The 25,658-nt window shown below is 70.8% G+C and carries 16 protein-coding genes and 2 rRNA genes (1 of these 18 only partly in view); 14 read left to right on the top strand and 4 right to left on the bottom strand.

Annotated features, from left to right (window positions below; translation table 11 throughout):
• A 23S ribosomal RNA gene (locus CS0771_RS00465) occupies positions 1–2,338 on the top strand; it begins 774 nt to the left of the window's first position.
• A gap of 100 nt (positions 2,339–2,438) precedes the next feature.
• Positions 2,439–2,555 (top strand): 5S ribosomal RNA (gene rrf, locus CS0771_RS00460).
• 625 nt (positions 2,556–3,180) lie between these two features.
• On the opposite strand, the gene CS0771_RS00455 is transcribed toward rrf, so the two are convergent.
• A complete protein-coding gene (locus CS0771_RS00455; RefSeq protein WP_212839289.1) occupies positions 3,181–3,888 on the bottom strand; it encodes a hypothetical protein in 708 nt (235 codons plus the stop codon).
• Positions 3,889–3,985: 97 nt separating this feature from the next.
• Here CS0771_RS00455 and CS0771_RS00450 point away from each other — a divergent pair, with 97 nt between their 5' ends.
• The 3 genes from CS0771_RS00450 to CS0771_RS00440 all read left to right on the top strand — a co-directional run bounded on the left by CS0771_RS00450 (position 3,986) and on the right by CS0771_RS00440 (position 8,650).
• Positions 3,986–6,610, top strand: coding sequence for a valine--tRNA ligase (locus CS0771_RS00450; RefSeq protein ID WP_212845524.1), 2,625 nt, complete (start codon positions 3,986–3,988; stop codon positions 6,608–6,610).
• An 86-nt stretch (positions 6,611–6,696) separates the two neighbouring features.
• On the top strand, positions 6,697–7,968 hold the full coding sequence (locus CS0771_RS00445; protein WP_212845523.1) for a folylpolyglutamate synthase/dihydrofolate synthase family protein: 1,272 nt from the start codon (positions 6,697–6,699) through the stop codon (positions 7,966–7,968).
• 214 nt (positions 7,969–8,182) lie between these two features.
• Positions 8,183–8,650, top strand: coding sequence for a DUF4233 domain-containing protein (locus CS0771_RS00440; protein ID WP_244870515.1), 468 nt, complete (start codon positions 8,183–8,185; stop codon positions 8,648–8,650).
• Here CS0771_RS00440 and CS0771_RS00435 read toward each other — a convergent pair.
• Positions 8,628–9,986 carry a VOC family protein gene (locus CS0771_RS00435; RefSeq protein ID WP_212839288.1) on the bottom strand — a complete coding sequence of 453 codons (1,359 nt, stop codon included), beginning with the start codon at positions 9,984–9,986 and terminating at the stop codon, positions 8,628–8,630. The two genes, CS0771_RS00440 and CS0771_RS00435, sit on opposite strands and share 23 nt — an antisense overlap.
• A gap of 176 nt (positions 9,987–10,162) precedes the next feature.
• Here CS0771_RS00435 and ndk point away from each other — a divergent pair, with 176 nt between their 5' ends.
• The 3 genes from ndk to CS0771_RS00420 are packed head-to-tail and all read left to right on the top strand — an operon-like array spanning position 10,163 to position 14,379.
• Positions 10,163–10,573 carry a nucleoside-diphosphate kinase gene (ndk, locus tag CS0771_RS00430; protein ID WP_212839287.1) on the top strand — a complete coding sequence of 137 codons (411 nt, stop codon included), beginning with the start codon at positions 10,163–10,165 and terminating at the stop codon, positions 10,571–10,573.
• Between the two features lie 21 nt (positions 10,574–10,594).
• Positions 10,595–11,905: an SWIM zinc finger family protein gene (locus tag CS0771_RS00425; RefSeq protein WP_212839286.1), complete on the top strand. Its 1,311-nt coding sequence runs from the start codon at positions 10,595–10,597 to the stop codon at positions 11,903–11,905.
• On the top strand, positions 11,902–14,379 hold the full coding sequence (locus CS0771_RS00420) for a hypothetical protein (protein ID WP_212839285.1): 2,478 nt from the start codon (positions 11,902–11,904) through the stop codon (positions 14,377–14,379). Before CS0771_RS00425 ends, CS0771_RS00420 begins: the two co-directional genes overlap by 4 nt.
• 69 nt (positions 14,380–14,448) lie before the next feature.
• Here the strand turns inward: CS0771_RS00420 and CS0771_RS00415 are convergent, their stop codons facing one another.
• Both CS0771_RS00415 and CS0771_RS00410 read right to left on the bottom strand, forming a co-directional pair.
• A complete protein-coding gene (locus tag CS0771_RS00415; protein ID WP_212839284.1) occupies positions 14,449–15,075 on the bottom strand; it encodes a PASTA domain-containing protein in 627 nt (208 codons plus the stop codon).
• Between the two features lie 131 nt (positions 15,076–15,206).
• Entirely contained in the window at positions 15,207–16,196 is a 990-nt protein-coding gene (locus CS0771_RS00410) for a DUF5937 family protein (protein WP_212839283.1), read from the bottom strand.
• A 55-nt stretch (positions 16,197–16,251) separates the two neighbouring features.
• Between CS0771_RS00410 and CS0771_RS00405 the strand changes: the two genes are divergently transcribed.
• The 6 genes from CS0771_RS00405 to CS0771_RS00380 all read left to right on the top strand — a co-directional run bounded on the left by CS0771_RS00405 (position 16,252) and on the right by CS0771_RS00380 (position 25,649).
• Positions 16,252–17,382 carry a Fic family protein gene (locus CS0771_RS00405; RefSeq protein ID WP_212839282.1) on the top strand — a complete coding sequence of 377 codons (1,131 nt, stop codon included), beginning with the start codon at positions 16,252–16,254 and terminating at the stop codon, positions 17,380–17,382.
• 141 nt (positions 17,383–17,523) lie between these two features.
• Positions 17,524–18,480: a terpene synthase gene (locus CS0771_RS00400; protein WP_212839281.1), complete on the top strand. Its 957-nt coding sequence runs from the start codon at positions 17,524–17,526 to the stop codon at positions 18,478–18,480.
• A 255-nt stretch (positions 18,481–18,735) separates the two neighbouring features.
• Positions 18,736–21,852 carry an isoleucine--tRNA ligase gene (gene ileS, locus CS0771_RS00395; RefSeq protein WP_212839280.1) on the top strand — a complete coding sequence of 1,039 codons (3,117 nt, stop codon included), beginning with the start codon at positions 18,736–18,738 and terminating at the stop codon, positions 21,850–21,852.
• A gap of 263 nt (positions 21,853–22,115) precedes the next feature.
• Complete coding sequence (locus CS0771_RS00390; RefSeq protein ID WP_203755672.1) at positions 22,116–22,808, top strand: 1-acyl-sn-glycerol-3-phosphate acyltransferase; 693 nt, start codon at positions 22,116–22,118, stop codon at positions 22,806–22,808.
• Between the two features lie 85 nt (positions 22,809–22,893).
• Positions 22,894–24,846 carry a TIGR03960 family B12-binding radical SAM protein gene (locus CS0771_RS00385; protein WP_212839279.1) on the top strand — a complete coding sequence of 651 codons (1,953 nt, stop codon included), beginning with the start codon at positions 22,894–22,896 and terminating at the stop codon, positions 24,844–24,846.
• A 2-nt stretch (positions 24,847–24,848) separates the two neighbouring features.
• Positions 24,849–25,649 carry a TIGR03936 family radical SAM-associated protein gene (locus CS0771_RS00380; protein WP_212839278.1) on the top strand — a complete coding sequence of 267 codons (801 nt, stop codon included), beginning with the start codon at positions 24,849–24,851 and terminating at the stop codon, positions 25,647–25,649.
• The last annotated feature ends 9 nt before the right edge of the window (positions 25,650–25,658 follow it).

The following is a 25,658-nucleotide window of genomic DNA, read 5'->3' as shown; positions in this document are numbered from 1 at the left end:
GTGATCTAGCCATGGGCAGGCTGAAGCGACGGTAAGACGTCGTGGAGGGCCGAACCCACCAACGTTGAAAAGTTGGGGGATGACCTGTGGTTAGGGGTGAAAGGCCAATCAAACTCCGTGATAGCTGGTTCTCCCCGAAATGCATTTAGGTGCAGCGTCACGTGTTTCTTGCCGGAGGTAGAGCTACTGGATGGCCTAGGGGGCCCACAAGCTTACCGAAGTCAGCTAAACTCCGAATGCCGGTAAGTGAGAGCGTGGCAGTGAGACTGCGGGGGATAAGCTTCGTAGTCGAGAGGGAAACAGCCCAGATCACCAGCTAAGGCCCCTAAGCGTGTGCTAAGTGGAAAAGGATGTGGGATCGCATAGACAACCAGGAGGTTGGCTTAGAAGCAGCCACCCTTGAAAGAGTGCGTAATAGCTCACTGGTCAAGTGGTTCCGCGCCGACAATGTAGCGGGGCTCAAGCACACCGCCGAAGCTGTGGCACTCACACGATGACCAGGCCGGGTCAAACCGGTCCAGGTGTGTGGGTGGGTAGGGGAGCGTCGTGTGGCGGGTGAAGCGGCAGAGTGATCTAGCCGTGGACGCCACACGAGTGAGAATGCAGGCATGAGTAGCGAATGCAGGGTGAGAAACCCTGCCGCCGGATGACCAAGGGTTCCAGAGTCAAGCTAATCTGCTCTGGGTGAGTCGGGACCTAAGGCGAGGCCGAGAGGCGTAGTCGATGGACAACGGGTTGATATTCCCGTACCCGCAAAGCAGCGCCCGCGATGAACCTGGCTGTACTAACCTCCACGGACACCAAGGGCCTTCGGGCCGGCGGTGCGAGTGTTGGGATCTTGGCTGGTAGTAGTTGAGCGATGGGGTGACGCAGGAAGGTAGTCGAGCCCAGGCGGTGGTTGTCCTGGGGTAAGCGTGTAGGCCGTGGCGTAGGCAAATCCGCGCCGCATCAAGGCTGAGACGTGATGCCGAGCCGTATCAGGTGAAGTCGATGATCCTATGCTGCCGAGAAAAGCCTCTAGCGAGCTGTGCGCGGCCCGTACCCGAAACCGACACAGGTGGTCAGGTAGAGAATACCGAGGCGATCGGGCGAACTGTGGTTAAGGAACTCGGCAAATTGCCCCCGTAACTTAGGGAGAAGGGGGCCTCGTCTGGTGAAGGCCTTCGCGGCTGGAGCTGGGTGGGGTCGCAGAGAGCAGGGGGAAGCGACTGTTTACTAAAAACACAGGTCCATGCGAAGTCGTAAGACGCTGTATATGGACTGACGCCTGCCCGGTGCTGGAACGTTAAGGGGACCTGTCAGCCCGTAAGGGTGAAGCGGAGAACTTAAGCGCCAGTAAACGGCGGTGGTAACTATAACCATCCTAAGGTAGCGAAATTCCTTGTCGGGTAAGTTCCGACCTGCACGAATGGCGTAACGACTTCCCCACTGTCTCAACCACAGGCCCGGCGAAATTGCAGTACGAGTAAAGATGCTCGTTACGCGCGGCAGGACGGAAAGACCCCGGGACCTTCACTATAGCTTGACATTGGTATCCGGTTCAGCTTGTGTAGGATAGGTGGGAGACTATGAGCCCCTAACGCCAGTTAGGGTGGAGTCAACGTTGAAATACCACTCTGGTTGATCTGGGTATCTAACCTCGGACCGTGATCCGGTTCAGGGACAGTGTCTGGTGGGTAGTTTAACTGGGGCGGTTGCCTCCTAAAGGGTAACGGAGGCGCCCAAAGGTTCCCTCAGCCTGGTTGGCAATCAGGTGTTGAGTGTAAGTGCACAAGGGAGCTTGACTGTGAGACTGACAGGTCGAGCAGGGACGAAAGTCGGGACTAGTGATCCGGCACTGGCATGTGGAAGCGGTGTCGCTCAACGGATAAAAGGTACCCCGGGGATAACAGGCTGATCTTCCCCAAGAGTCCATATCGACGGGATGGTTTGGCACCTCGATGTCGGCTCGTCGCATCCTGGGGCTGGAGTAGGTCCCAAGGGTTGGGCTGTTCGCCCATTAAAGCGGTACGCGAGCTGGGTTTAGAACGTCGTGAGACAGTTCGGTCCCTATCCGCCGTGCGCGCAGGAGACTTGAGAAGGGCTGTCCCTAGTACGAGAGGACCGGGACGGACGAACCTCTGGTGTGCCAGTTGTACCGCCAGGTGCATGGCTGGTTGGCTACGTTCGGAAGGGATAACCGCTGAAAGCATCTAAGCGGGAAGCTCGCTTCAAGATGAGGTCTCCCACTGGGAAACCAGGTAAGGCCCCCGGCTAGACCACCGGGTTGATAGGCCAGAGATGTAAGCACAGTAATGTGTTCAGTCGACTGGTACTAATAGGCCGAGGACTTACCTGACAACATATGAGAGTCCTGCAAGATGTCTCGCGTCCACCATGCACATCACGACACGCAACCACGCACGCCGTATCGGCGCGGGTTGACATGTTGATAGAGTTACGGCGGTCATGGCGGAGGGGAAACGCCCGGTAACATTCCGAACCCGGAAGCTAAGCCCTCCAGCGCCGATGGTACTGCAACGGGGACGTTGTGGGAGAGTAGGACACCGCCGGACAAACATCGCTGTTTCAGGCCCACCCCTGCCGGGGTGGGCCTGAACGCGTTTCCGGCTTCTTTCGCCACCGGCTATGGGCGAAGGAAGGGCACCTTCTCAACGCCATCCGTGGTAGACGGGCACCTTCTTGACCCCGCCCCCGCACGGCCCGCCCGGATCGGCCGGCGACCGCGCGATGATCGCCGTCTCGTGTCACAACCTGCGGTCAGAGCACAGGTTCGGACACGAAACCGCGATCACCACCCGCACAAGCCCCGCAATCGCCTCCACGCCTGCGGCCGGCGACCACTCCCACCCTGCACCGTGCCCGGGATGCAAGCTGCTTGGCGAAGACCGCGATCTCATGTCGAACCCTGCGCCAGACCCGCACATCTCGACACGAGATCGGATCACCAATCCGCTGCACTCGGCTAACCCCCTACCGGCGACCGGCCAGGCCCAAGCGCGTCCGGCCATGATCGCCGTCTCGTGTCCAAAGCCGGGGTCAGAGCCCAGGTTTCGACACGAGAACGCGATCAAGCAGCTCGGGCGGCGGTCAGCGTGAGTCGATCACGGTGCTGTGGACGCGACACGCCGTCGAACACGCCCATAAGTTCATGATCAACGCGGTGGGGGAGGGGGCGGGTCAGGGGCGGGTTAGGGTGGCGGTGCGGAGGGTGGTCATGAGGGGGGCGGCTTCGGCGGGGGTGCGGCCGGGGAAGAGGGCCAGGGCGATGCTGCCGTGGTCGGCCCAGCCGCATACGGCGAGTGCGCCATCGGGGCCGTCGGAGGCGCCGCACTTGAGTACGCCGCCCAGGTCGCCGGGCTCGTAGTCCTTCAGGCCGGTGACGCTGCCGGTCTCGTCGTCCATGAGGCGCAGCACCGTCTCCAGGTCCCGTTCGGGGCTGAACATGGTGGTGGTGCCGCCGAACAGCATGATGCTCTTCGGGGTGCCCTGCACGGGGTCGGTGTAGATGGCCGAGGCCGTGGTGTCGAGTTCGATGTCGGCGGCGAGCGCGGTGAGCAGGTAGCCGGCGGTGTCCTTGGCCGCGGGGCTGTCGTCGCGCACGTACGTGTCGATCTTGTCGGGCATGGTGAGCACGGCGTCGGTCTGCTGGCTGATACGCCACAGGGTCGGGCCGAGGGTGAACGCGGCGGCGATCGCGCCCGCGCCGAGCACGGCCATCACGGTGAGCATGATGCGGCGGCGCTTGGCCTGTGTGGCGGCTTCGTCCTCGTCGTCTTCGAAGGCCGGCTCCGCCGCGGGGATGAGCCGCACCGCGGGGCGCGCGTACTGCGGGATGTCCTCCGCCGCGCCTGCCTCGGGGCGTACCGCCTCGTCCTGCTCTGCCATGTGACCACAACCCTTCCGCCGACTCGCGGAGCCTAGCAAGCGGCGGCCTGCCAGCGGGGGATCCGTCGGCGCTTCGTAGACTTGGCGGGTGACCGATCTGAGCCAGCCGCCGCGCGAAGCGCGCGCCACGCAGTCCGCCGAACTCGCCGCCGCATACACGCCGGGCGAGGTAGAGCAGCGGCGGTATGCGCAGTGGGTATCCGCCGGTCACTTCAACGCCGACGCGAAGAGCGACAAGCCGCCGTTCGCCATCGTGATCCCGCCGCCGAACGTGACGGGTTCGCTGCACGTGGGCCACGCGCTGGACCACACCATTCAGGACTCGCTGATCCGGCGTAAGCGGATGCAGGGCTTCGAGGCGCTGTGGCTGCCGGGCATGGACCACGCCGGCATCGCGACGCAGAACGTGGTGGAGCGCAAGCTCGCCGCCGAGGGTCTGTCGCGTCACGACCTGGGCCGCGAGCAGTTCGTGGACCGGGTCTGGCAGTGGAAGGCGGAGTCGGGCGGGGCGATCCTGGGGCAGATGAAGCGCCTGGGCGACTCGGTGGACTGGTCGCGTGAGCGTTTCACGATGGACGAGGGCCTGTCCCGGGCCGTGCAGACCATCTTCAAGAAGCTGTACGACGACGACCTGATCTACCGCGCCGAGCGCATCATCAACTGGTGCCCGCGCTGCCTGACCGCGCTGAGCGACATCGAGGTCGAGCACACCGACGACGAGGGCGAGCTGGTCTCGATCCGCTACTCCGACGAGATCGTGGTCGCCACCACCCGCGCGGAGACGATGCTGGGCGACACCGCGGTGGCGGTGCACCCGGACGACGAGCGGTACAGGCACCTCATCGGCACCGAGGTGGAGCTGCCGCTGACCGGCCGGCGCATCCCGATCGTGGGCGACGCGCACGTGGACCCGGCGTTCGGCACCGGCTGCGTGAAGGTGACCCCGGCGCACGACCCGAACGACTTCGAGATCGGCCAGCGGCACAGCCTGCCGTCCATCACGATGATGGACGAGCGCGCGATCATCACGGTGCACGGGCCGTTCCAGGGCCTGGACCGCTACGAGGCGCGTCCCGCCGTGGTCGCCGCGCTGCGCGAGCTCGGGCTGATCGTGGCGGAGAAGCGGCCGTACGTGCACGCGGTGGGGCACTGCTCGCGCTGCAAGACGACGGTGGAGCCGCGGCTGTCGCTGCAGTGGTTCGTCAACACCGGCCCGCTGGCCAAGGCCGCCGGGGACGCGGTGCGCGACGGGCGCACCCGGATCGAGCCGGCCGAGCTGTCCAAGCGTTACTTCGCCTGGGTGGACAACATGCACGACTGGTGCATCTCGCGCCAGCTGTGGTGGGGGCACCGGATCCCGGTCTGGTACGGCCCGGACGGCGAGGTCGTCTGCGTCGGCCCCGACGACGAGATCCCGACCGGCGAGGGCTGGCGCCAGGACGAGGACGTGCTGGACACGTGGTTCTCGTCGGCGCTGTGGCCGTTCTCGACGCTGGGCTGGCCGGAGCAGACCGCCGACCTGTCGAAGTTCTACCCGACCAGCGTGCTGGTGACCGGCTACGACATCCTGTTCTTCTGGGTCGCCCGGATGATGATGTTCGGCCTGTACGCGATGGACGGCAGGCAGCCCTTCGACGTCGTGGCGCTGCACGGCATGGTGCGCGACCAGTACGGCAAGAAGATGAGCAAGTCGTTCGGCAACGTGGTCGACCCGCTGGACTGGATCGACCGCTTCGGCGCCGACGCGACCCGGTTCACCCTGGCCCGCGGCGCGAACCCGGGTTCGGACGTGCCGGTCAGCGAGGAGTGGTGCCAGGGCTCGCGCAACTTCTGCAACAAGCTCTGGAACGCGACCCGGTTCGCCCTGATCAACGGCGCGCACACCGACGGCGAGCTGCCGGCGGAGCTGTCGTCGATCGACCGCTGGATCCTGTCCCGCCTGCAGCACACCATCGCCGAGGTCGACGAGCACTTCGAGGCGTACGAGTTCGCGAAGGTCTGCGACAGCCTGTTCCACTTCGCCTGGGACGACGTCTGCGACTGGTACGTGGAGCTGGCCAAGCCGGTGCTGACCGGCACCGACGCGGCCGCCGCGGACCGCACCCGCCGGGTGCTCGGGCACGTGCTGGACCAGCTGCTGCGCCTGCTGCACCCGGTCATCCCGTTCGTCACCGACGAGCTGTGGTGCGCGCTGACGAAGGCCGAGGGTGACACGTCGGTGACGGTCGCCGCCTGGCCGGTCGCGGACCCGGCGCTGATCGACGATGGGGCCGAGACGGAGCTGGAGACGCTGCAGCGGGTCGTCACCGAGGTGCGCCGGTTCCGCGCCGACCAGGGCCTCAAGCCGGGGCAGCGGGTGGCCGCGGCGCTGGACGGGCTGGCCGGTGCGGGCATCGCCGCGCACGAGCCGCTGATGCGCTTCCTGGCGCGCCTGGACGCGCCCGGGGACGGTTTCAGTGCGACGGGGACCATCGCGGTCGCCGGCGGCGTGACGGTCTCCCTGGACACCCGGGGCAGCATCGACGTGGCCGCCGAGCGGGCCCGCCTGACCAAGGACCGGGCCGCCGCGGAGAAGGAGATCGCGCAGGCCACGGCGAAGCTGGGCAACGAGGGCTTCCTGGCCAAGGCGCCCGAGCAGGTGGTGGGCAAGCTGCGCGAGCGGCTGGCCACGGCCGAGGCCGACCTGACCCGCATCGACGCGGCGCTCGCGCAGCTAGGGTGACATTCGTGAGCCTTTCCGGCCAAGACGGGCAGGATGTTACGTACGCCGAGGCGGAGGCCGCGCTGGACCGGCGCGGCTTCACCCGGATGGTGTTCGACCTGGGGCGCATCGAGGAGCTGCTCGACGTGCTGGGCAGCCCGCAGCGGGCGTACCCGTCGATCCACCTGACCGGCACCAACGGCAAGACCTCGACGGCCCGGATGATCGACAGCCTGCTGCGCGCGCACGGCCTGCACACCGGCCGCTACACCAGCCCGCACCTGGAGACGGTGCGCGAGCGGATCAGCCTGGACGGGCAGCCGGTCGACGAGGAGCGGTTCGCCGCGGTGTACCGAGAGGTGGGGCCGGTCGCGGAGCTGCTGGACGCGCGCAACGACGAGCCGCTGACCTACTTCGACATGACCACGGCGCTGGCGTTCGCGACGTTCGCGGACGCGCCGGTGGACGTGGCCGTGGTCGAGGTGGGCCTGGGCGGCGCGGAGGACGCCACCAACGTGCTCCAGGCGGGCGTCGCGGTGATCACCCCGATCGGGCTGGACCACACCGAGTGGCTCGGCGACACGATCGAGGACATCGCGCTGGCCAAGTCCGGCATCGTGCACGAGGGCGCCACGCTCATCTGCGCCGCGCAGCCGGAGGAGGCGATGGAGCCGATCCTGGAGCGCTGCGCCGAGGTCGGTGCGACCATCGCCCGCGAGGGCAGCGAGTTCGGCGTGGTCGAGCGCAACCTTGCCCTCGGCGGGCAGGTGCTGACGCTGCAGGGCCTGGGCGGGGTGTACGACGAGATCTTCCTCCCGCTGCACGGCGCGCACCAGGCGCAGAACGCGGCGGTGGCGCTGGCCGCGGTGGAGGCGTTCCTCGGCGCGGGCAAGCACCGGCAGCTGGAGGTGGACCTGGTGCGGGAGGGCTTCGCCACGGCGAGCTCGCCGGGCCGGCTGGAGCGGGTGCGCAGCGCGCCGACCGTGCTGGTCGACGCGGCGCACAACCCGCACGGCATGGCCGCCACGGTGCAGGCGCTGACCGAGGAGTTCGCGTTCCGGCGGCTGGTCGCGGTGGTCGGCGTGCTGGGCGACAAGGACGTGACCGGGGTGCTGGAGCAGCTGGAGCCGGTGGCCGACGAGATCGTCTGCACGCGTAACTCCTCGCCGCGGGCGCTGCCCGCCGAGCAGCTCGGCGAGCTGGCCCGGGACGTGTTCGGCGAGGACCGGGTGCACGTGCACACCGAGCTGCCGGACGCGATCGAGGCCGCGGTGGCCCTGGCCGAGCAGGATGTCGACGCCGGCATCAGCGGCGTCGGCGTGCTGATCACCGGCTCCGTCGTCACGGTGGCGGACGCGCGCAAAATGCTGCAACGATGACCTCGTCCCGGCGAGGATCTGAGATAGACGGCGGCCCGCGCCGACCCGCCGCAGGCGGTAAACGGCGCGGCCGCGTCAAGATCGGTGTTTCGTGTCGAATAGTGCGGTCCAGCCTCACTTTCTGACACGAAGCAGCGATCAAGCCCCCGGACGGAGCCAAGCTCCCGGGCGAGGTCAGGCCCCTGAGCGGGGCCGGGTGTAGCGAGGAGCGGGCGTGAGCAGGAACGGCAACCCGAGTGAGGCGGCGGCCGGCGCGGCGCCGGAGGGCCCGGCGGGCCACGGCCCGGGTGAGGCGCCGGAGCGCGACGTACACCTGAGCCTGGGCGGCAAGCCGAGCGGGCTGCGCAACCCGACCCGCGCGGTGCGCGGGCTGGGCGCGGGCGCGCTGGTGATGGAGGCGCTGGTGCTGCTGCTGGCGCTGCTGCCGATCTGGGTGCTGCGGCCGCCGGGCGGCAGCATGCTGGCGATGACCCTGGCGCTGGTCGCGGTGGTGGTCTGCGTCGCGCTGTCGGCCACGCTGCGCCACCCGTGGGGCTGGTGGGCGGTGTCGGTGTTCCAGGTCGTGCTGATCGCGCTGGGCTTCGTGCACTGGGCGTTCGCCGTGGTCGGCGTGATCTTCGGGCTGGTCTGGGTGTACGTCCTCTACGCCCGCCGCACGATCACCGGGCCTTCCACTCGATGATGGCGATGCCGTGGCCGTCGGGGTCACGGAACGAGGCGGCCCACAGCTCCAGGCGCTCGCCGTGGTTGACCACGCGCGGGGCGTAGGTGAACTTCACGCCGCGCACCTTCAGCTCCTGGTAGACCGCGTCGACGTCGCCGACCTCCAGGTTCAGGTGGATGTGGCGGCGGTTGACCGGGGTCAGCTCCTGCGCCGTACGCAGCACCAGCCGGGTGTCGCCGGAGGCGAGCACGACGTTGCCCTGCCCGCCGTCGACCTCGTAGAAGCCGAGCAGGTCGTGGTAGAAGGCGCGGGACCGGGCCAGGTCGGTGACCAGCAGGGTGATGCCGACGCCCTGGATGGAGCCGGCCACGGCGGGCCGGGCCGGGGGCGCGGCGACCAGCACGTCGTCGAGCCGGTTGGCGGGCGCGACCGGGTCGGCCACCGCCGCGGGCGCGGCCGCCGGGGCCGCCAGCGGGGCCGCCGCCGGGTCGGGCAGCGGCACCTGGCGGGTGATCGTGTCCGACACCAGCGGCGCGGCCGGCTCCGGCACGCCCGCGAAGTCGATCAGGTTGATCGAGTCGAAGTCGGGCGACTCCGCGTCCATCGGGGTGCGCGGCGACGGCATGTCGGCGCTGTACAGCTCCCCCTCCAGCACCGCGACCTGCGCGGGCTCGTCCCGCGGGGGCGTGGGGGAGGGCCGCCGGTGCGGGCTCGGGCTCGGCCGCCGGGGCAGCGGATCGTCCACGCGCACCGCGTCGAGGTCGATCGGGTCGTCGTCGCGGTAGCCGGCGTAGGTGTCGTCGCCGGGGTGCCCGAGGCCGTGGTCGTCGTGGCCGTCCGCGTAGTGCGGGTCGTCGTCGTAGTCCGCGTCGGGGTCGTGGAACAGGTCGTCCTCGTACGCCTGCTCGAAGCGCTCGCCGTGGGTGGCCACCCGGTCCCACTGGATCCTGATGCGCCGCGCGTCGGCGACGGAGACCAGGGCGGGCAGCGTGTCACCGGCGTCCGGCCACTTCAGCACCGGCACCCGGGGGTCGTTCATGACCACGGTCTGGCCGGGGTGTCCCGGCGCGTCCACCAGCACCTGCATCTCGCAGCGGCCGTACTCGACGCTCAGCGGCGGCTCGGACACCTTGACCACGTGCACCGTGCCGGCCACGTACGCCTTGTCGGCGCCGAGCATCGAGGCGGTGGTGAGCAGGGCGACGCCGACCACGACCATGGCCGCGCCGACCGCGCCCAGCGGCCAGCTGCCCAGCCCGGCGGCCATCGAGATGACGAACAGACCCAGCGCGCCGAGGCACACGGCGGTGGTCACCCGGCCGGGCCGGACCGGTTTACGCCCCAACCGTGCCAACGCGTCCTCCCCGAGCGCTGGTGCGACCACAGCGCGCCGTATCCCCGCGACGCTGTGTCTTCAATCCATGACCTTAGGCGGGTCCGTCGATCGAGAAAAGTGCCGCCGGGTAGGCTGGTGAACCCACCTCGCATCGCCGCAGGTGAGGACATGTGTCGCCTTCAAGGAGGAAGTTCGTGGCGGAACGTTCGCTCGTGCTGATCAAGCCGGATGCGGTGCGCCGCGGCCTGGTCGGGGAGATCATCGGCCGTTTCGAACGCAAGGGGCTGGCCCTGGACGCGCTCGTGCTGCGCACGATGGACGCCGATCTCGCCGACGCGCACTACGCCGAGCACGTCGAGAAGCCGTTCTACCCGCCGCTGAAGGACTTCATGACCTCGGGCCCGCTGGTGGCCGCGATCGTCTCCGGCGACCAGGCCGTCGCGGTGATCCGCGCCCTGGTCGGCGCGACCGACGGCCGGGTCGCGGCCGCGGGCACCATCCGCGGCGACCTGTCCCTGTCCAACCGGGAGAACCTGGTGCACGCCTCCGACTCGACCGAGTCGGCGGAGCGCGAGATCAAGCTCTGGTTCCCGGAACTGTCGTAGCCCCTTCCTACGGTGGCCGCCATGTCGGTAGCCACCTATTCGTACGCGAGGTCCTCCGCGCTCACCGCGGGGGGCCTCGATCTGCAGACGTCCGGCGGGTGCGGGACGCATCCCCGGTTCTTCGACGGCTTCATGACCACGCCGCAGACGGTCGCGCTCGGCCTGCTGGCCGTCGCCGAGGTCGCCCGGGCGCGCTACTACCAGCGCACCGACTGGGCCAGCCTGGACCCCGTGGTCACCGGCAGCGACGACATGCTGCGCTTCGAGTCGTTCAGCGGCTGCTGCGGCGTGTACGCGCGGATGGACGTGCTTCCGTCCGGTCTGGACGGTGAGCGGCCGGAGCACGGCACCACCAATGTGGACGTCAACGTGCCGCTGCAGCTCGCGCTGGCCCGGGTCGGCGGGCTCGACCCGCTGCACCTGGCGGTCGGCCCGCAGGACCTCACCGTGTCCACGATGGACGGCACCGTGGTCGAGCGCAAGGTGCCGCTGCCCGGCCGCTGGCTGCGCGGCTTCGCCCAGGTGCACGCGATCACCGCGGGCATGGAGCCGCGGCTGCGGGTCGACGCCGCGCAGGCCGCGGACTTCCTGCGCCGGCTGCCGAAGGACCGCGGCACGCTGTGGGTGGTGCCCGCCGGGCGCGGCCTGCGGCTGACCTCCCGCCCGGTGCCCGGCGCGGTCTGCCTCACCGGCACCGACCGGCTCGGCGCGCTGCGCGCGCTGGTGCGGCACGCGGGCACGCTGACCGTGTACGGCCCGGCCGTGCGCCCCGGCAGCGGCCCGGTCGCCTCGGTCTGGGAGCTGGCCACCCCGACGCTGCGGCTGTCGCTGACCCTGTCGCCCGAGCCGTACCGGGGCTTCTCCGGCGAGGGCGCGGTGCTGGCCTCGCTGGCCGCCGACGACGTCGCCGACGCCGCCGACCGGATCAGCGAGGTCCTGGCGCAGGCGCCGACCCTCGACGCCGACGCGCTGGCCGTGGCCACCGGCCTGGTCCCCGAGCAGGTCCGCTCAGGGCTGGCGCTGCTCGGCACGGCCGGCCGGGTCGGCTACGACGCGGCCGAGGCGACGTACTTCCACCGCGTGATGCCGTTCCCCGCCGCCGCGGAGAAGCTCAACCCGCGCCTGGCCGGGGCGCGGGCCCTGGTCGAGGCGGGCGCGGTCACCGTCACCGCGGACGTGGCGGTGGTACGCGGCACCGGCGCGACCTACCAGGTGCGCCTGGCCGAGGGGGCGCCCGCCGGGTGCACCTGCCCCTGGTGGGCCAAGCACCGCGGCGATCGCGGCCCCTGCCGCCACCAGCTCGCGGTGACCCTCACCGGAGCGGCGTCGTGACCGCGCCGGCCCCGGTGCGGACCGCGGCGGGACTGCCCGAGCGGCTGGAGCGCGCGCTGGACGCCGCGTCGGCCCAGGAGGTGCTGGCGTGGGTGCGCGCGGCCGAGGAGAAGCAGCGGCGGGCCGCCTTCGCCGAGGTGGTCGCCCACCAGCGGCGCGGGTCGAGCTGGCGGGAGTGGCGGGTGTGGCAGGCCCGCAACGTGGCGTACGCCGTGGCGCTCGCCGGGTGCGCGTCCACCGCGAAGAAGGCCGCCACGGCGCTCAACCGGGGCGACATGGCCTGGACCTTCGCCCAGGGCGACCCGGCGCCCGTCGTCGAGGCGCTGCGCCTGCGCGCCGTGCCGTGGACCGGCGAGCTGGCGCACCTGCTGGCCGCCAAGCTCCCCACCGAGGGCGGCAACTGGCCGCTGGTGTACGCCCTGACCGTGGCGGGCGGGGGCGAGCCGCCGGCGTCGGAGCAGTTCGTGGCCGGGTGGATCGACCGCGTGCGCGAGTCCGCCGACCCCGACGCGGAGCTGCGCGACGGGCCGTACACCGCGCTGCTGCTGCCGCTGCTGTTCACCCACGACCGGCTCGGCTCGCGGCTGGACTACACGTACGGCGCGCGCGGCTTCCTGCCCGCGCTGATGCGGTTGGGCGAGGCGGACCCGGCGGTGCGGGTGCAGCTGCTCGACGGGTGCCGCGCCCGGCTGCTGCGCGGCGGGCGGCCCGGTGAGCTGCGCGGCTACCTGCGCATGCACGACGAGCTGGCGCCCGCCCCGGCGGAGGTCGCGCCGGCCGCCGCGGACTACGTACGGCTGGTGGAGGGCGGCAACCCGACCGTGGCGGGCATGGCGCAGCGCGCGCTGCGCGACGCCGACGAGGCCGGGCTGCTGGACTGGGACACCGTGCGCGACGTCGCCGCGACGGCGCTCGCCCGGCCCGAGAAGATCCTGGTGAAGACGCAGACGGCGTGGCTGCGCCGGGCCGCCCGCCGCCGCCCGGAGCACGCCGCGGAGATCAGGGAGCTGCTCGCCCCGCCGGAGCCGGAGGCGGTGCCCGTGCCGGTGGCGCTGCCGGTGCCGGTGCCCGCGCCGCTCGGCCCGGCACTGGACGGGCTGCCGCAGGTGACCGAGGAGCTGTCGGCGATGCTGGCCGGCGACTGGTCGGTGCCGACCGTGGAGCGGGTGCTGGCCGGGATCGCGCACTGGCGCGTGCACGACCAGGACGCGCTGGCCCGTGCCGTACGCCCGCTGGTCGACGGCAACCACCCCGGCTGGGGCAGGCTGGCCGAGCAGCTGCGGGAGCTGCTGCTCACGGTCGTCGTCGCGCCCGGCCGCTCGGCCCGGTGGCGGCAGCTGGCCGACGTGTTCCGGGACGGCGGCGCGGTGCCGGTGCGGCAGCTGCACCAGCTCCGCGTGCACGGCAACGGACTGCACCTGGTGCTCGCGGTGCGGCTGGCCGAGATGTCGGTGCAGCTGGGCCGCCGCCCGGCGCCGGTGCTGATGGCCACCCCCACCCACGCGAGCGGCCTTCTGGAGCCGGAGGTGCTGCTACGGCGGCTGGAGCAGGCCGAGCGCGACGGCTGGCAGCCGTGGGCCGCCGACCTGGATCAGGCCCTGCTGCGCCTGCCGCGCGAGGTGGACCGGGCGGTCGCCACCGCGGCGCTGCGGCTGCGCTCGCCCGCCGGGGCCGCCTTCGCGCACTGGATCAGCGGGCCGGTGCCCGACCCGGTGTCGCTGCGGCAGGACCAGACCCCGGACGGCAAGCTCCCGCGCTACTCGTGGGAGCGCCAGCCGGCCCTGCGCCGGGTCGTCGTGGTGGAGCCGCCGGAGCACGTCAGCCCGCTGATGCGGGAGCTGCTGACGGTGTCCCGGGGCAACCGGCCGGTCTGGGCGGCCGCCGCGATCGAGGCGCCCGAGCAGTGGACGGCCGCGCTGCCGTCGCACCGCGAGGTGGTCGCCGCCGCCGCGCTGCCGTCGCTCGCCGCGCTCGCCGACCTGGACCACGAGGGCGGCGGGGTGCTGCTGGCGCAGCTCGCCGAGGTCGGCGGCCCGGCCGGCCCGGCGGTGCACCTGGCGCTGGCGTACGGCCTGGCGGCCCGCTCCGCCGCGGACCGCGTCGGCGCGGTGGACGGCCTGCTCGGCCTGGCCGCGACCGGCGACCTGGACGGCTCCGTGCTGGGCCGGGAGCTGGGCGAGCTGGCCGCCGCCGGGGTGCTGAAGGTGAACCGCGTCGCGTCCGCCCTCAACGACGCGGCCGCCGCCGGTGCGGTGTCGGCGGTGTGGCAGACCGCGGCCGCGGCTCTGGTCCCGCTGTCCGCCCTGGACAAGGCCCGTCCCGGCACGGCCGACCTGATGGCCGTCGCGGCCCGGTGCGCCCGCGCGTCCGGCGCGACGGGCCTGCCGCCCGAGCTGGCGGCCCTGGCGGCCCGTGGCGGATCGAGCCGCCTGGTCGCCGAGGCGCGCGAGCTGCAGGCGGCGCTGTCCGCGTGACGTGGACGCGTTAAGAAGGGCACCTTCTACCACCCATGGGGTGAAGAAGGTGCCCTTCCTTCGGGAGGGTCAGCCCTTGCCGTTGCTGACCGACTCGTTGGTGAGCACGATCTCGGTGTCGGCGGCGACCTTGCTGCCCGCCTTCACCGACTGCTTGACGACCTTCCAGCTGACCAGCAGCGTCAGCTCCTTGCCGTCGTCGCCGACGAACCTCACGTTGGTGAAGCCCGCGGCGGCCAGGATCTTCTCGGCGTCCTCGGCCTTCTTGCCGACCACGTTGGGCACGGTCAGCAGCGCCGGCTCGGGGCTCGGCGCGGCCGTCGGCGACGCGGCGGCACTGGGGCTGGCCGCGGCCGTCGGGCTCGCGGCGGCGCTCGGGTCGGTGGCGGCGCTCGGGCTGGCCGGGACGGCAGCGGAGGCGGTGGCCGCCACGGACGGCGACGCGGCCGGGTCCGGCTCGCTCTTCTGCCACCACTTCATGTAGGCGAACCCACCGCACAGCAGCAGCAGGAGGATCAGGAGCAGGAGCAGCAGCAGGAGCAGCCAGCGCTTGCGGCCGCCCTTGTCGTCGTCCTTGTCCTTGTCGTCCGCGCCGTGTGCCGGCTGGTACTCGCCGTCCTTGTCCTTGTCCTTGCCCTTGTCGTCGGCGGGCGGGGGCGTCGAGCCGGAATAGGGGTTGTCGTCGGGGTCTGACACGTCAGGTGCCTCTCGATATCCGATGTGTACTCACGCAGCAGCACGTATGCGAACATCGGCCATGATGGCGGCAGCGACGCCTGCGGTCACTCGACCGGCGGTAGCGACACCACTCACCGAACGGTCAGCGGTCAGCCCGGCGAGACCAGGGACACCAGGGCCAGCCCGGCCGGCTCCAGCCCGTAGAGCACCTGCCGGCCGACCCGGTGCCGGTGCGCCACACCGGCTTCCACCAGCACGGACAAGTGTTCGGACACGGTGCTCGGGGCCAGCCCGAGGGTCGCGGCGAGGCCCGCGGTGGTGGCGGGCACGGTCAGCGAGCGCAGGATCGTGGTGCGCCCCCGGCCCAGCAGCAGCGCCAGCCGATCACTGTCGGATTCCCGCGCGGTGTGTCCGGCGCCACCGGCCAGCACCGCGTTTCCGCGCGCCGCGTACGTCACCGCGATGACCTCGGGGTCGTCCGTGCTGCAGGCGAGCATGCCGTGGGAGAACAGCACCGGCACCAGCAGCAGCCGCTTGTCGGTCGCCCGCACCGTGAAGTCGCGGAGCTTGTGGAGCGTGAGCACCGGGCGCTGCCAGGTGACCCGTTCGTGCAGATCGGACAGCAGCGCGTCGGGCCCCTCGGCGGCCAGCAGGCGGGCCCGGTGCAGCACCTCCTCCTCCAGCGCGGTACGCATGGCGGGCCAGTACGGCGCCATCGCCTCGCGCCAGAACGCGGCCAGGCTGTCGGCGACCCGGGCGAACGCCGCCCGGGGATCGGTGACGAACGGCCGGTGCGGCTCCGGCACGCCGTCCGGGAAGTGGGCGGCGTACTGCGCCAGCGCGAGGTCCGCCGGTGTGTCGCGGATCCGTGCCAGCTCGTCGGCGATGGTGGCGTTGGCGGACGGCACCGGCAGCAGGCAGTCGGGGAAGCCCCCGCCGATGTTCACGTAGAGGCGCAACGGGTCGTCGTCGGGCCGGCCGTCCAGCACCCGGCGCGCGTTGCCGGCCCAGGCGGTGTAGGGCCACGGCGCGGGCGCGGGTTTGCCGAGCAGGGAGAGGGCGCAGGCGGTCTCCCAGAGCGGGGAGATCGCGATGCGGGTGCGGGACAGGGTCGCCTCATCGAGTTCGATCCGCAGCACGGATAGACGGTAACAGCGTTCCGCAACGATGCGACAGGACTAGTAGCATGGTGGCATGCTGCTGCAGACTCCGAAGCTGGACACCGACGACCTGCGCGTGCTCGCCGAGATCGACAAGATGCGCGACGACCTGAGCATCCATGTCCGAGCACGCCCGCACTGGACGGGGCAGCTGCGCCGGCAGCTCACCGCCGCCGCCATCCAGGGCTCGAACACGATCGAGAAGATCACCGTGGGCATGTCGGACGCGCGGGCCGCGGTGGAGGGACAGCCCATGTCGGTGGACGTCACCGACGACACCCAGAAAGCCATCCTTGGGTATCGCGACGCGCTGACCTATGTGCAGCAGGCGCCGCACATCGCGGATTTCGAGTATCACCGCTCGCTGCTGTCCACGCTGCATTTCATGATCGCCAAATACGACATGTCGAAGTGGCCGGGCCGCTACCGCACCGGCGGAATCTTCGTGACCAGCTCTGATCCGTTGCGTCCGGCCTACACGGGTCCCGACCCGGAACTGGTTCCCGGCCTGATGGAGGAGCTGGTGGACTGGCTGAACGCGGGCGACCTCGACCAGCCGGCCCTCGTCCGCGCAGCGATGGCGCACCTCAACCTGGTCTCGATCCACCCATGGCGCGACGGCAACGGCCGGATGTCGCGCTGCCTGCACACGCTGGTGCTGGCGCGGGACGGAGTGGTGGCCGCCGAGTTCTCCTCGATCGAGGAGTGGCTCGGCCACGAGATCAACACGTTGGCGTACTACCAGGCGCTGCAGAGCCGGGGGGAGACGTTCCGGCCGGAGGCCGACTGTCACACCTGGCTGCGGTTCGTCCTCTCGGCGCACCATCAGCAGGCGCAGACGATCCAGGCACGGGTGGACTACACGGTGCGGTTGTGGCGGGAGCTGGAGACGGTGGCGGCCGAGCGGGGGCTGCCCGAGCGGGTGGTGTCCGCGCTGTACGCGGCGGCGCTGGGCGAGCTGCGGCGGGCCACCTACCAGGGGGACGAGGAGCTGAGCCGGGACCAGGCCATCCGGGACGTGCAGGCGCTGGTCAAGAACGGCCTGGTGCGCCCGAAGGGCAACGCGGTGACCAGGGTCTACCTGATCGACGGCGAGGCGCGCGAGGCGCATCTGGCCGCGATGGACGCCGTCCGCAAGCCGATGCGCGAGCCGTACCGCCGGTAAGTGAATCATGCCAATTCGCAACGGCGACACCTCGAAGCATTGACATCGATCTCCATACCTCCTGTAATGGATCGTGAACTCATCGTGATCTGACGGCGTGCCCTGCCGCCGTGCGTCCGCCTCCCGGAACGGAGGAACGCCGTGTACGCCATACCCCCGGTGGACTGTCCCATCGCGCCCCGGCTGTCCCCGCACGTCGCCGAGGCGGAGCGGGAGCTGACCGGCTGGGCGCGAAAGTGCGGCCTGATCAGCGACGACGACGGGCGGCGCTGGCTGGCCGCCGAGGCGTACGCGGGTCACGCCGGGCGCATCTTCCCCGATGTGGAGCCCGCCGACCTGGCCCTGCTCGGCATGATCTTCGCCTGGTTCTACCTGATCGACGACGCCTGCGACGGGTCCGCGACGCCGGAGCCGGGCCGCACCCGGCGCTACGTGACCGAGCTGCTCGCGCTGCTGCACGGCTCGCACCGGCCGACCGAGGTGTTCACCGGCCCGGCGCGGACGATGCTGATCGAGATCTGGGCCGCGCTGCGCGACGAGATGCCCGCCGCCTGGCAGGAGCGGTTCACCGTCGGGGTGGCCCGCTACCTCGCCGGGGTGATCGAGGAGGCGGAGAACAAGACGGCCGGGCGGCGGCCGGGCGTGGCGGAGTACGTCGAGCTGCGCCGCGCGGCGTCGGCGGCGGAGATCTCGCACCTGCTGACCGAGTTCGCCACGCACACCCGGCTGCCGGACGCGATCTACCACCACCCGGCGCTGCGCGCGGTGCGTACGGCCGGCAACGACCTGCTGTCCTGGTTCAACGACCTGCACTCGCTGGACAAGGACATCGCCACCGCGGGCGGGCACAACCTGGTGCTGGCCATCGCGCACGAGCGGGGCCTGCCGATCGAGGCGGCGGTGCCGGCGGCGGTGGCGATGTGGCAGGAGCGGATGGACGGCTTCGGGGCGCTGCGGGCGCGGGTGCCCTCGTTCGGCGCCCAGTTCGACGGGGCGGTGCGCTGCCACCTGGACGGGGTCGCCCGTTCGGTGCGCGGCACCCTGGACTGGACGCTGATCAGCGGGCGCTACCGGACCGACGCGCCGGAAACCCCGTAGACCGGGGCCGGGGGAGTCCGGGTAACCTGGAGCGCACAGGCATCGACCCGGCCATCACCGGTGAGCCTCCGGAAGAACGGGCCGCGCGGCCTCAGCCACGCGGCCTCAGTAGAACCGGACGGGACGGCCCGTCACAGCCGACACGAGCGGTCCGTTCCGCACCTGGGAGCGGGCAAGCGAGGTGGTACCGCGGGCTGATCATGGCTCGTCCTCGCACTGTGAGACGACAGTGACGAGTGTGACGAGGAGCCCGCGATGGCTTACCCACTGCACGACGCCGCGGCGCAGGGCGTCCCGGCGAGCCCGGACCTGCCCGCGCTGGAGCGGCGCGTGCTCGACTTCTGGGCCGCGGACAAGACCTTCGCGGCCAGCGTGGAGCAGCGCGACGCCGGGGCGAAGGGGTCGAACGAGTTCGTCTTCTACGACGGCCCGCCGTTCGCCAACGGCCTGCCCCACTACGGCCACCTGCTGACCGGCTACGTCAAGGACGTGGTGCCGCGTTATCAGACCATGCGCGGGCGCCGGGTGGAGCGCCGCTTCGGCTGGGACACCCACGGCATGCCGGCCGAGGTGGAGGCGGAGAAGCAGCTCGGCATCACCACCAAGGCCGAGATCCTGGACATGGGCCTGGCCGAGTTCAACGAGGCCTGCCGCACCTCCGTGCTGCGCTACACCAGCGAGTGGGAGCGGTACGTCACCCGCCAGGCGCGCTGGGTCGACTTCGCCAACGACTACAAGACGCTCGACCTGGACTACATGGAAAGCGTCATGTGGGCCTTCAAGACCTTGTACGACAAGGGCCTGGTGTACGAGGGCTTCCGCGTGCTGGCGTACTGCTGGCGCTGCGAGACGCCGCTGTCCAACACCGAGACCCGGATGGACGACGTCTACAAGGACCGGCAGGATCCGACGCTGGCGGTGAAGTTCCAGCTCGACTCCGGCGAGAAGGTCGCGGTGTGGACCACCACGCCGTGGACCCTGCCGAGCAACCTGGCGCTGGCCGTCGGCCCCGACATCGACTACGCGGTCATGGAGAAGGACGGCGAGAAGCTGCTGCTCGGCGCGGCGCGCGTCGAGTACTACGCCAAGGAGCTCGAAGGCTACGCGCGCACCGGCACCGTGAAGGGCGCCGACCTGGTCGGGAAGCGGTACACGCCGCTGTTCCCGTTCCTGGTGGACCACGCGGGGGACAACGCGTTCCAGGTGCTCGGGGCGGACTTCGTGACCACCGAGGACGGCACCGGGGTGGTGCACCTCGCGCCGGCCTTCGGTGAGGACGACCAGAACACCTGCAACGCGGCGGGCATCCCGACCGTGGTGACGGTCGACGAGCGGGCGCGGTTCACCGCGCTGGTCCCGGCGTACGAGGGCCAGCAGGTCTTCGACACCAACAAGGCGGTCATCCGCGAGCTGAAGGACCGCGGCATGGTGCTGCGGCACGAGACCTACACCCACTCCTACCCGCACTGCTGGCGGTGTGACACGCCGCTGGTCTACAAGGCGGTGTCGAGCTGGTTCGTGAAGGTCACCGCGTTCCGCGACCGCATGGTGGAGCTGAACCAGCAGATCAACTGGACCCCGGAGCACGTCAAGGACGGCTCGTTCGGCAAGTGGCTGGCCAACGCCCGCGACTGGTCGATCAGCCGCAACCGGTTCTGGGGCTCGCCGATCCCGGTGTGGGTCTCCGACGACCCGAACCACCCGCGGGTGGATGTCTACGGCTCGCTGGCGCAGCTGGAGGCGGACTTCGGGGTGAAGGTCACCGACCTGCACCGCCCGTACGTCGACGAGCTGACCCGGCCGAACCCGGACGACCCGACGGGGCAGTCGACCATGCGCCGGGTGCCGGAGGTGCTGGACTGCTGGTTCGAGTCGGGCTCGATGCCGTTCGCCCAGGTGCACTACCCGTTCGAGAACCAGGAGTGGTTCGAGGACCACTACCCGGGCGACTTCATCGTCGAGTACATCGGACAGACGCGCGGCTGGTTCTACACCATGCACGTGCTGGCCACCGCGCTGTTCGACCGGCCCGCGTTCCGCAGCTGCGTCAGCCACGGCATCCTGCAGGGCTCCGACGGCCGCAAGATGTCCAAGAGCCTGCGCAACTACCCGGACGTCTACGAGATGTTCGACCGCTACGGCGCCGACGCCATGCGCTGGATGCTGATGAGCTCCCCGGTGCTGCGCGGCGGCGACATGGCCGTCAACGAGGCGGGCATCCGGGACTCGGTGCGCCAGGTGCTGCTGCCGCTGTGGAACGTGTACTACTTCTTCACGCTCTACGCCAACGCCGCCGGGCACACCGCCCGGCGCCGGGTCGACTCCACGCACGTGCTGGACCGCTACGTGCTGGCCAAGACCCGGGAGCTGGTCGAGACGACGACGGAGCAGCTGGACGCGTACGACCTCTCGGCGGCCTGCGCCGGGGTGCGGACCTATCTGGACGCGCTGACCAACTGGTACGTGCGCCGCAGCCGGGACCGCTTCTGGGCGGGCGACGCCGAGGCGTTCGACACGCTGTACACGGTGCTGGAGACGCTGGCCCGGGTGGTGGCGCCGCTGGCGCCGCTGACCGCGGAGGAGATCTGGCGCGGCCTGACCGGCGAGCGCTCGGTGCACCTGGCCGACTGGCCGGACGCCGCGTCGCTGCCGGCCGACCACGACCTGGTCGCCACCATGGACCGGGTGCGCGAGGTGTGCTCGGCGGCGCTGTCCCTGCGCAAGGCCAAGGGCCTGCGGGTGCGGCTGCCGCTGCGCACGCTGACCGTGGCCACGCCGGACGCGTCCAGCCTGCGCGGCTTCGCCGAGCTGATCGCCGACGAGGTCAACGTGAAGTCGGTCGAGCTGAGCGACGACCTGACCGGCCACTGCGAGCAGGTGCTCAACGTGGTGCCGCGGGTGCTCGGCCCGCGCGTGGGCGGCTCGGTGCAGCAGGTCATCAAGGCGGTCAAGGCGGGGGAGTGGTCCCTGGCCGACGGCTCACCCGTGGCCGCCGGGGTCACCCTGCAGGAGGGTGAGTACGAGCTGAAGCTGGTCGCCGCCGACGCGGAGCACTCCGCCCCGCTGCCCGGCGACGCGGGCGTGGTCGTGCTCGACACCGAGGTCACCCCGGCGCTGGAGGCCGAGGGCCTGGCCCGGGACGTGGTCCGGGTGGTGCAGCAGGCCCGTCGCGAGGCGGACCTGGCCATCACCGACCGGATCGCGCTGACCGTCGCCGCGCCGGACGACGTGGCCGCGGCGGTGCGCGAGCACCAGGCGTTCCTGGCCGCCGAGACGCTTGCCGACAGCGTGAGCTTCGGCACGGTCGAGGCGGGCTTCGCCGGTGAGGTCGGCGACGGCGGCACGGTCACCGTGGCCGTGGCGCGCAGCTGACAGCGGCCCAACGCTGACCGGCGGCTCAGTCCGCCGGAGCAGGCCGAACGGGGCGCCGCCCTGCCGTGACGAACGGCACGGTGCGGCGCCCCGCTCGCTGCGTGGACGTATTCAAGCAGCTCAGCACAGCGGCGACCGGGTCGCGCGGGCGCGCAGTATGGCATTCTCCCGCTGTTTGGGCGACTGTTGCCGGGGTATGGGCCCGCCGGGAGGACTACCGTAAGCTCATCGGCCGGCTAGCTCATACCCTGTGGAGGCAGAAAGTGCCGGTGCTCTATACGGTCGGATTGTGGACGGTGGCGCCCGCGATCAAGCTGGGCTGGCGGCCCACGATCGAGGGTGCGGAGCACATCCCCGCCACCGGCGGCGCGATCTTCGCAGGCAACCACCTGTCCGTCGCCGACGAGCTGTTCCTCGGCTCCGCGGTGGGCCGGCACATCTCCTTCTGGGCCAAGGAGGACTACTTCACCGGCAGCGGCGTCAGCGGCCTGTTCTTCCGCACGCTGATGGGCGGCCTGGGCGCGATCCCCGTGCACCGCTCCGGCGGCCGGGCCGCGCTGAGCGCCTTCGACGCGGCGATCCCGGTGCTCCAGGAGGGCGGCCTGGTCGCCGTCTACCCCGAGGGCACCCGCTCGCCCGACGGCCGCCTCTACCGCGGCCGCACCGGCGTGGCGCGGCTCGCGCTCGCCGCGGACGTGCCGATCATCCCGGTCGGCATGATCGGCACCGACAAGGTGCAGCCGATCGGCCAGGCGCTGCCGTCGCTGAAGCCCAACCAGGTCACCGTGAAGTTCGGCAAGCCGATCGAGGTCGGCGCCTGGAAGGACGCCGAGTCCGCCAGCACCGCCGCCCGTGAGGTCACCGACACGGTGATGACCGCCATCCAGCAGCTCACCGGCCAGGAGTACGTGCCCCGGTACGCTCCGAAGAAGCGGGCGGACGAGCCGCAGGAGTAGCGGCTCATCGGTGCCGATACCGGACATCGGGTGCGAACTCGCCCGAGGTCTGGTCGTCCTGCGCGACCGCGTACCCTTGATACCCATGCGTGGCGAGTCGGTCTTTCCCCAGCTTGAGCAGTTGCTGCCGTTGATCAGCAAGCCCATCCAGTACGTGGGTGGTGAGCTGGGCGCGGTGGTCAAACCGTGGGAGTCGGCCACTGTGCGCTGGGTGCTGTCGTACCCGGACGCGTACGAGGTCGGCCTGCCCAACCAGGGCGTGCAGATCCTCTACGAGGTGCTCAACGAGCGGGAGGACGTGCTCGCCGAGCGCACCTACGCGGTCTGGCCGGACCTCGAGAAGCTGATGCGCGAGCACGACGTGCCGCAGTTCACCGTCGACTCGCACCGCGCCGTCGGCGACTTCGACCTGTTCGGCCTGTCCTTCTCCACCGAGCTGGGCTACACCAACATGCTCACCGAGCTGAGCCTGGCGAAGATCCCGCTGCTCGCCGCCGACCGCGACGAGTCGCACCCGATCGTGGTCGCGGGTGGGCATGCCGCGTTCAACCCGGAGCCGATCGCCGACTTCATCGACGCCGCCGTGCTCGGCGACGGCGAGGAGGCGGTGCTCGAGATCACCGACATCGTCGCCGCCTGGAAGCGCGAGGGCAGCCCCGGCGGCCGGGACGAGATCCTGCTGCGCCTGGCCAAGACGGAGTCGGTGTACGTGCCGCGCTTCTACGACGTGGACTACCTGGCCGACGGCCGGATCCAGCGCGTGGTGCCCAACCGTCCGGGCGTGCCGTTCCGGGTGCACAAGCGCACGACGATGGACCTGGACGCCTGGCCGTACCCGAAGAAGCCGCTGGTGCCGCTGGCCGAGACGGTGCACGAGCGGTTCGCCGTGGAGATCTTCCGCGGCTGCACCCGGGGCTGCCGCTTCTGCCAGGCCGGCATGATCACCCGCCCGGTGCGCGAGCGGTCCATCACCACCGTGGCGCAGATGGTGCACGAGGGGCTGGAGTTCTCCGGTTTCACCGAGGTGGGCCTGCTGTCGCTGTCGTCGGCCGACCACTCGGAGATCGGCGACATCTGCTCCGGCCTGGCCGACCAGTACCAGGGCACCAACGTCTCGCTGTCGCTGCCGAGCACCCGGGTGGACGCGTTCAACATCGACCTGGCCCAGGAGCTGTCGCGCAACGGCCGGCGGACCGGCCTGACCTTCGCGCCCGAGGGCGGATCCGAGCGCATCCGCAAGGTCATCAACAAGATGGTGACGGAGGAGGACCTGATCCGCACCGTCACCACGGCGTACTCGAACGGCTGGCGGCAGGTGAAGCTGTACTTCATGTGCGGCCTGCCCACCGAGACCGACGAGGACGTGCTGCAGATCGCCCGGCTGGCGCACAACGTCATCAAGTCGGGCCGCCAGGCGACCGGCTCCAAGGACATCCGCTGCACCGTGTCCATCGGCGGGTTCGTGCCCAAGCCGCACACCCCGTTCCAGTGGGCCGCCATGGAGCGCCCCGAGGTGATCGACGGGCGGCTCAAGGCGCTCAAGAACGAGATCAACTCGGACCGCTCGCTGGGCCGGGCCATCGGCTTCCGCTACCACGACGGCGAGCCGTCGCTGATCGAGGGCCTGCTGGCGCGCGGTGACCGCCGCGTCGGCGCGGTCATCCGCAAGGTGTGGGAGGAGGGCGGCCGCTTCGACGGCTGGAGCGAGCACTTCTCGTACCGGCGCTGGGTGGACGCCTGCGCCGAGGTGCTGCCCGGCTTCGGCGTGGACCTGGACTGGTTCACCACCCGCGAGCGGGAGCAGTCCGAGGTGCTGCCCTGGGACCACCTGGACTCCGGGCTGGACAAGGACTGGCTCTGGCAGGACTGGCAGGACGCCCTGACCGAGTACGAGCAGGACGACTGCCGCTGGACGCCGTGCTTCGACTGCGGCGTGTGCCCGTCCATGGACACCCAGATCCAGATCGGGCCCACCGGCCAGAAGCTGCTGCCGATCACGCCGGTCAACACCGGCCTGCGCGTGCCCGCGGGAGCCTGACCATGGGACGGACCAAGAACCAGCCCGAGGGCGGCCAGGCCCCCGTCGTGCAGCGGGTGCGGGTGCGCTACGCCAAGCGCGGCCCGCTGCGTTTCACCTCACACCGTGACTTCGCTCGCGCCATCGAGCGGGCGATCCACCGGGCGGGCGTGCCGATCGCGTTCTCGCAGGGCTTCACCCCGCACCCGAAGATCTCGTTCGCCAGCGCCGCGCCGACCGGGGTCGCCTCCGAGGCGGAGTACCTGGAGCTCGGCCTGCGCGAGCGGGTGGAGCCGGAGGCGCTGTGCAAGGCGCTGGACGCGGCGCTGTCGCCGGGCCTGGACGTGCTGGAGGCGGTCGAGGTGCACGCCGCCGGCAGCCTGGCCGACCGGATCACCGCCTCGCGCTGGCGGATCGAGCTGCCCGGCGTGTCGGACGAGCAGCTGTCCACCGCGGTCGCCGCGTTCGTCGCGCAGAGTGAGGTGCTGGTCGAACGCCTCACCAAGCAGGGTCGCCGCACCTTCGACACCCGGGGCGCGGTGGCCGCCATCGAGGCGGTCCCGTCACAGACCTCACCACCTGGCGTGGTCGTGACCGCCCCGTGTGCGATACTCGACCTTGTCGTGCGGCAGGTCACTCCCTCCGTGCGACCCGATGACGTCCTGTCCGGCCTGCGCGTGGTGGCCGACCTGGAGCCGTCGGCGCCCCATTCACTGCGAAGTGCCAGGGCGACCCGGCTGGCACAGGGCACGTTGACCCCGCAGGGGGAGATCGTGGATCCGCTCGAGGCGGATCGCGACCCCGTCGCCATCGGCGAGCGCTGACCCGACCGG

Origin of the sequence: Catellatospora sp. IY07-71, assembly GCF_018326265.1 — a bacterium.
GTDB lineage: Bacteria > Actinomycetota > Actinomycetes > Mycobacteriales > Micromonosporaceae > Catellatospora.
The sequence above is the reverse complement of the archived record's forward strand: the minus strand, read 5'-3'. Positions and strand labels throughout refer to the sequence as shown.

Excerpts from the sequence above, each read along its gene's own strand:
- CS0771_RS00380 (WP_212839278.1), top strand. The coding sequence starts at position 24,849 with ATGGGACGGACCAAGAACCAGCCCGAGGGCGGCCAGGCCCCCGTCGTG.
- CS0771_RS00405 (WP_212839282.1), top strand. The coding sequence starts at position 16,252 with ATGCTGCTGCAGACTCCGAAGCTGGACACCGACGACCTGCGCGTGCTC.
- ileS (WP_212839280.1), top strand. The coding sequence starts at position 18,736 with ATGGCTTACCCACTGCACGACGCCGCGGCGCAGGGCGTCCCGGCGAGC.
- CS0771_RS00385 (WP_212839279.1), top strand. The coding sequence starts at position 22,894 with ATGCGTGGCGAGTCGGTCTTTCCCCAGCTTGAGCAGTTGCTGCCGTTG.
- CS0771_RS00445 (WP_212845523.1), top strand. The coding sequence starts at position 6,697 with ATGGTGTTCGACCTGGGGCGCATCGAGGAGCTGCTCGACGTGCTGGGC.
- CS0771_RS00455 (WP_212839289.1), bottom strand. The coding sequence starts at position 3,888 with ATGGCAGAGCAGGACGAGGCGGTACGCCCCGAGGCAGGCGCGGCGGAG.
- CS0771_RS00425 (WP_212839286.1), top strand. The coding sequence starts at position 10,595 with ATGTCGGTAGCCACCTATTCGTACGCGAGGTCCTCCGCGCTCACCGCG.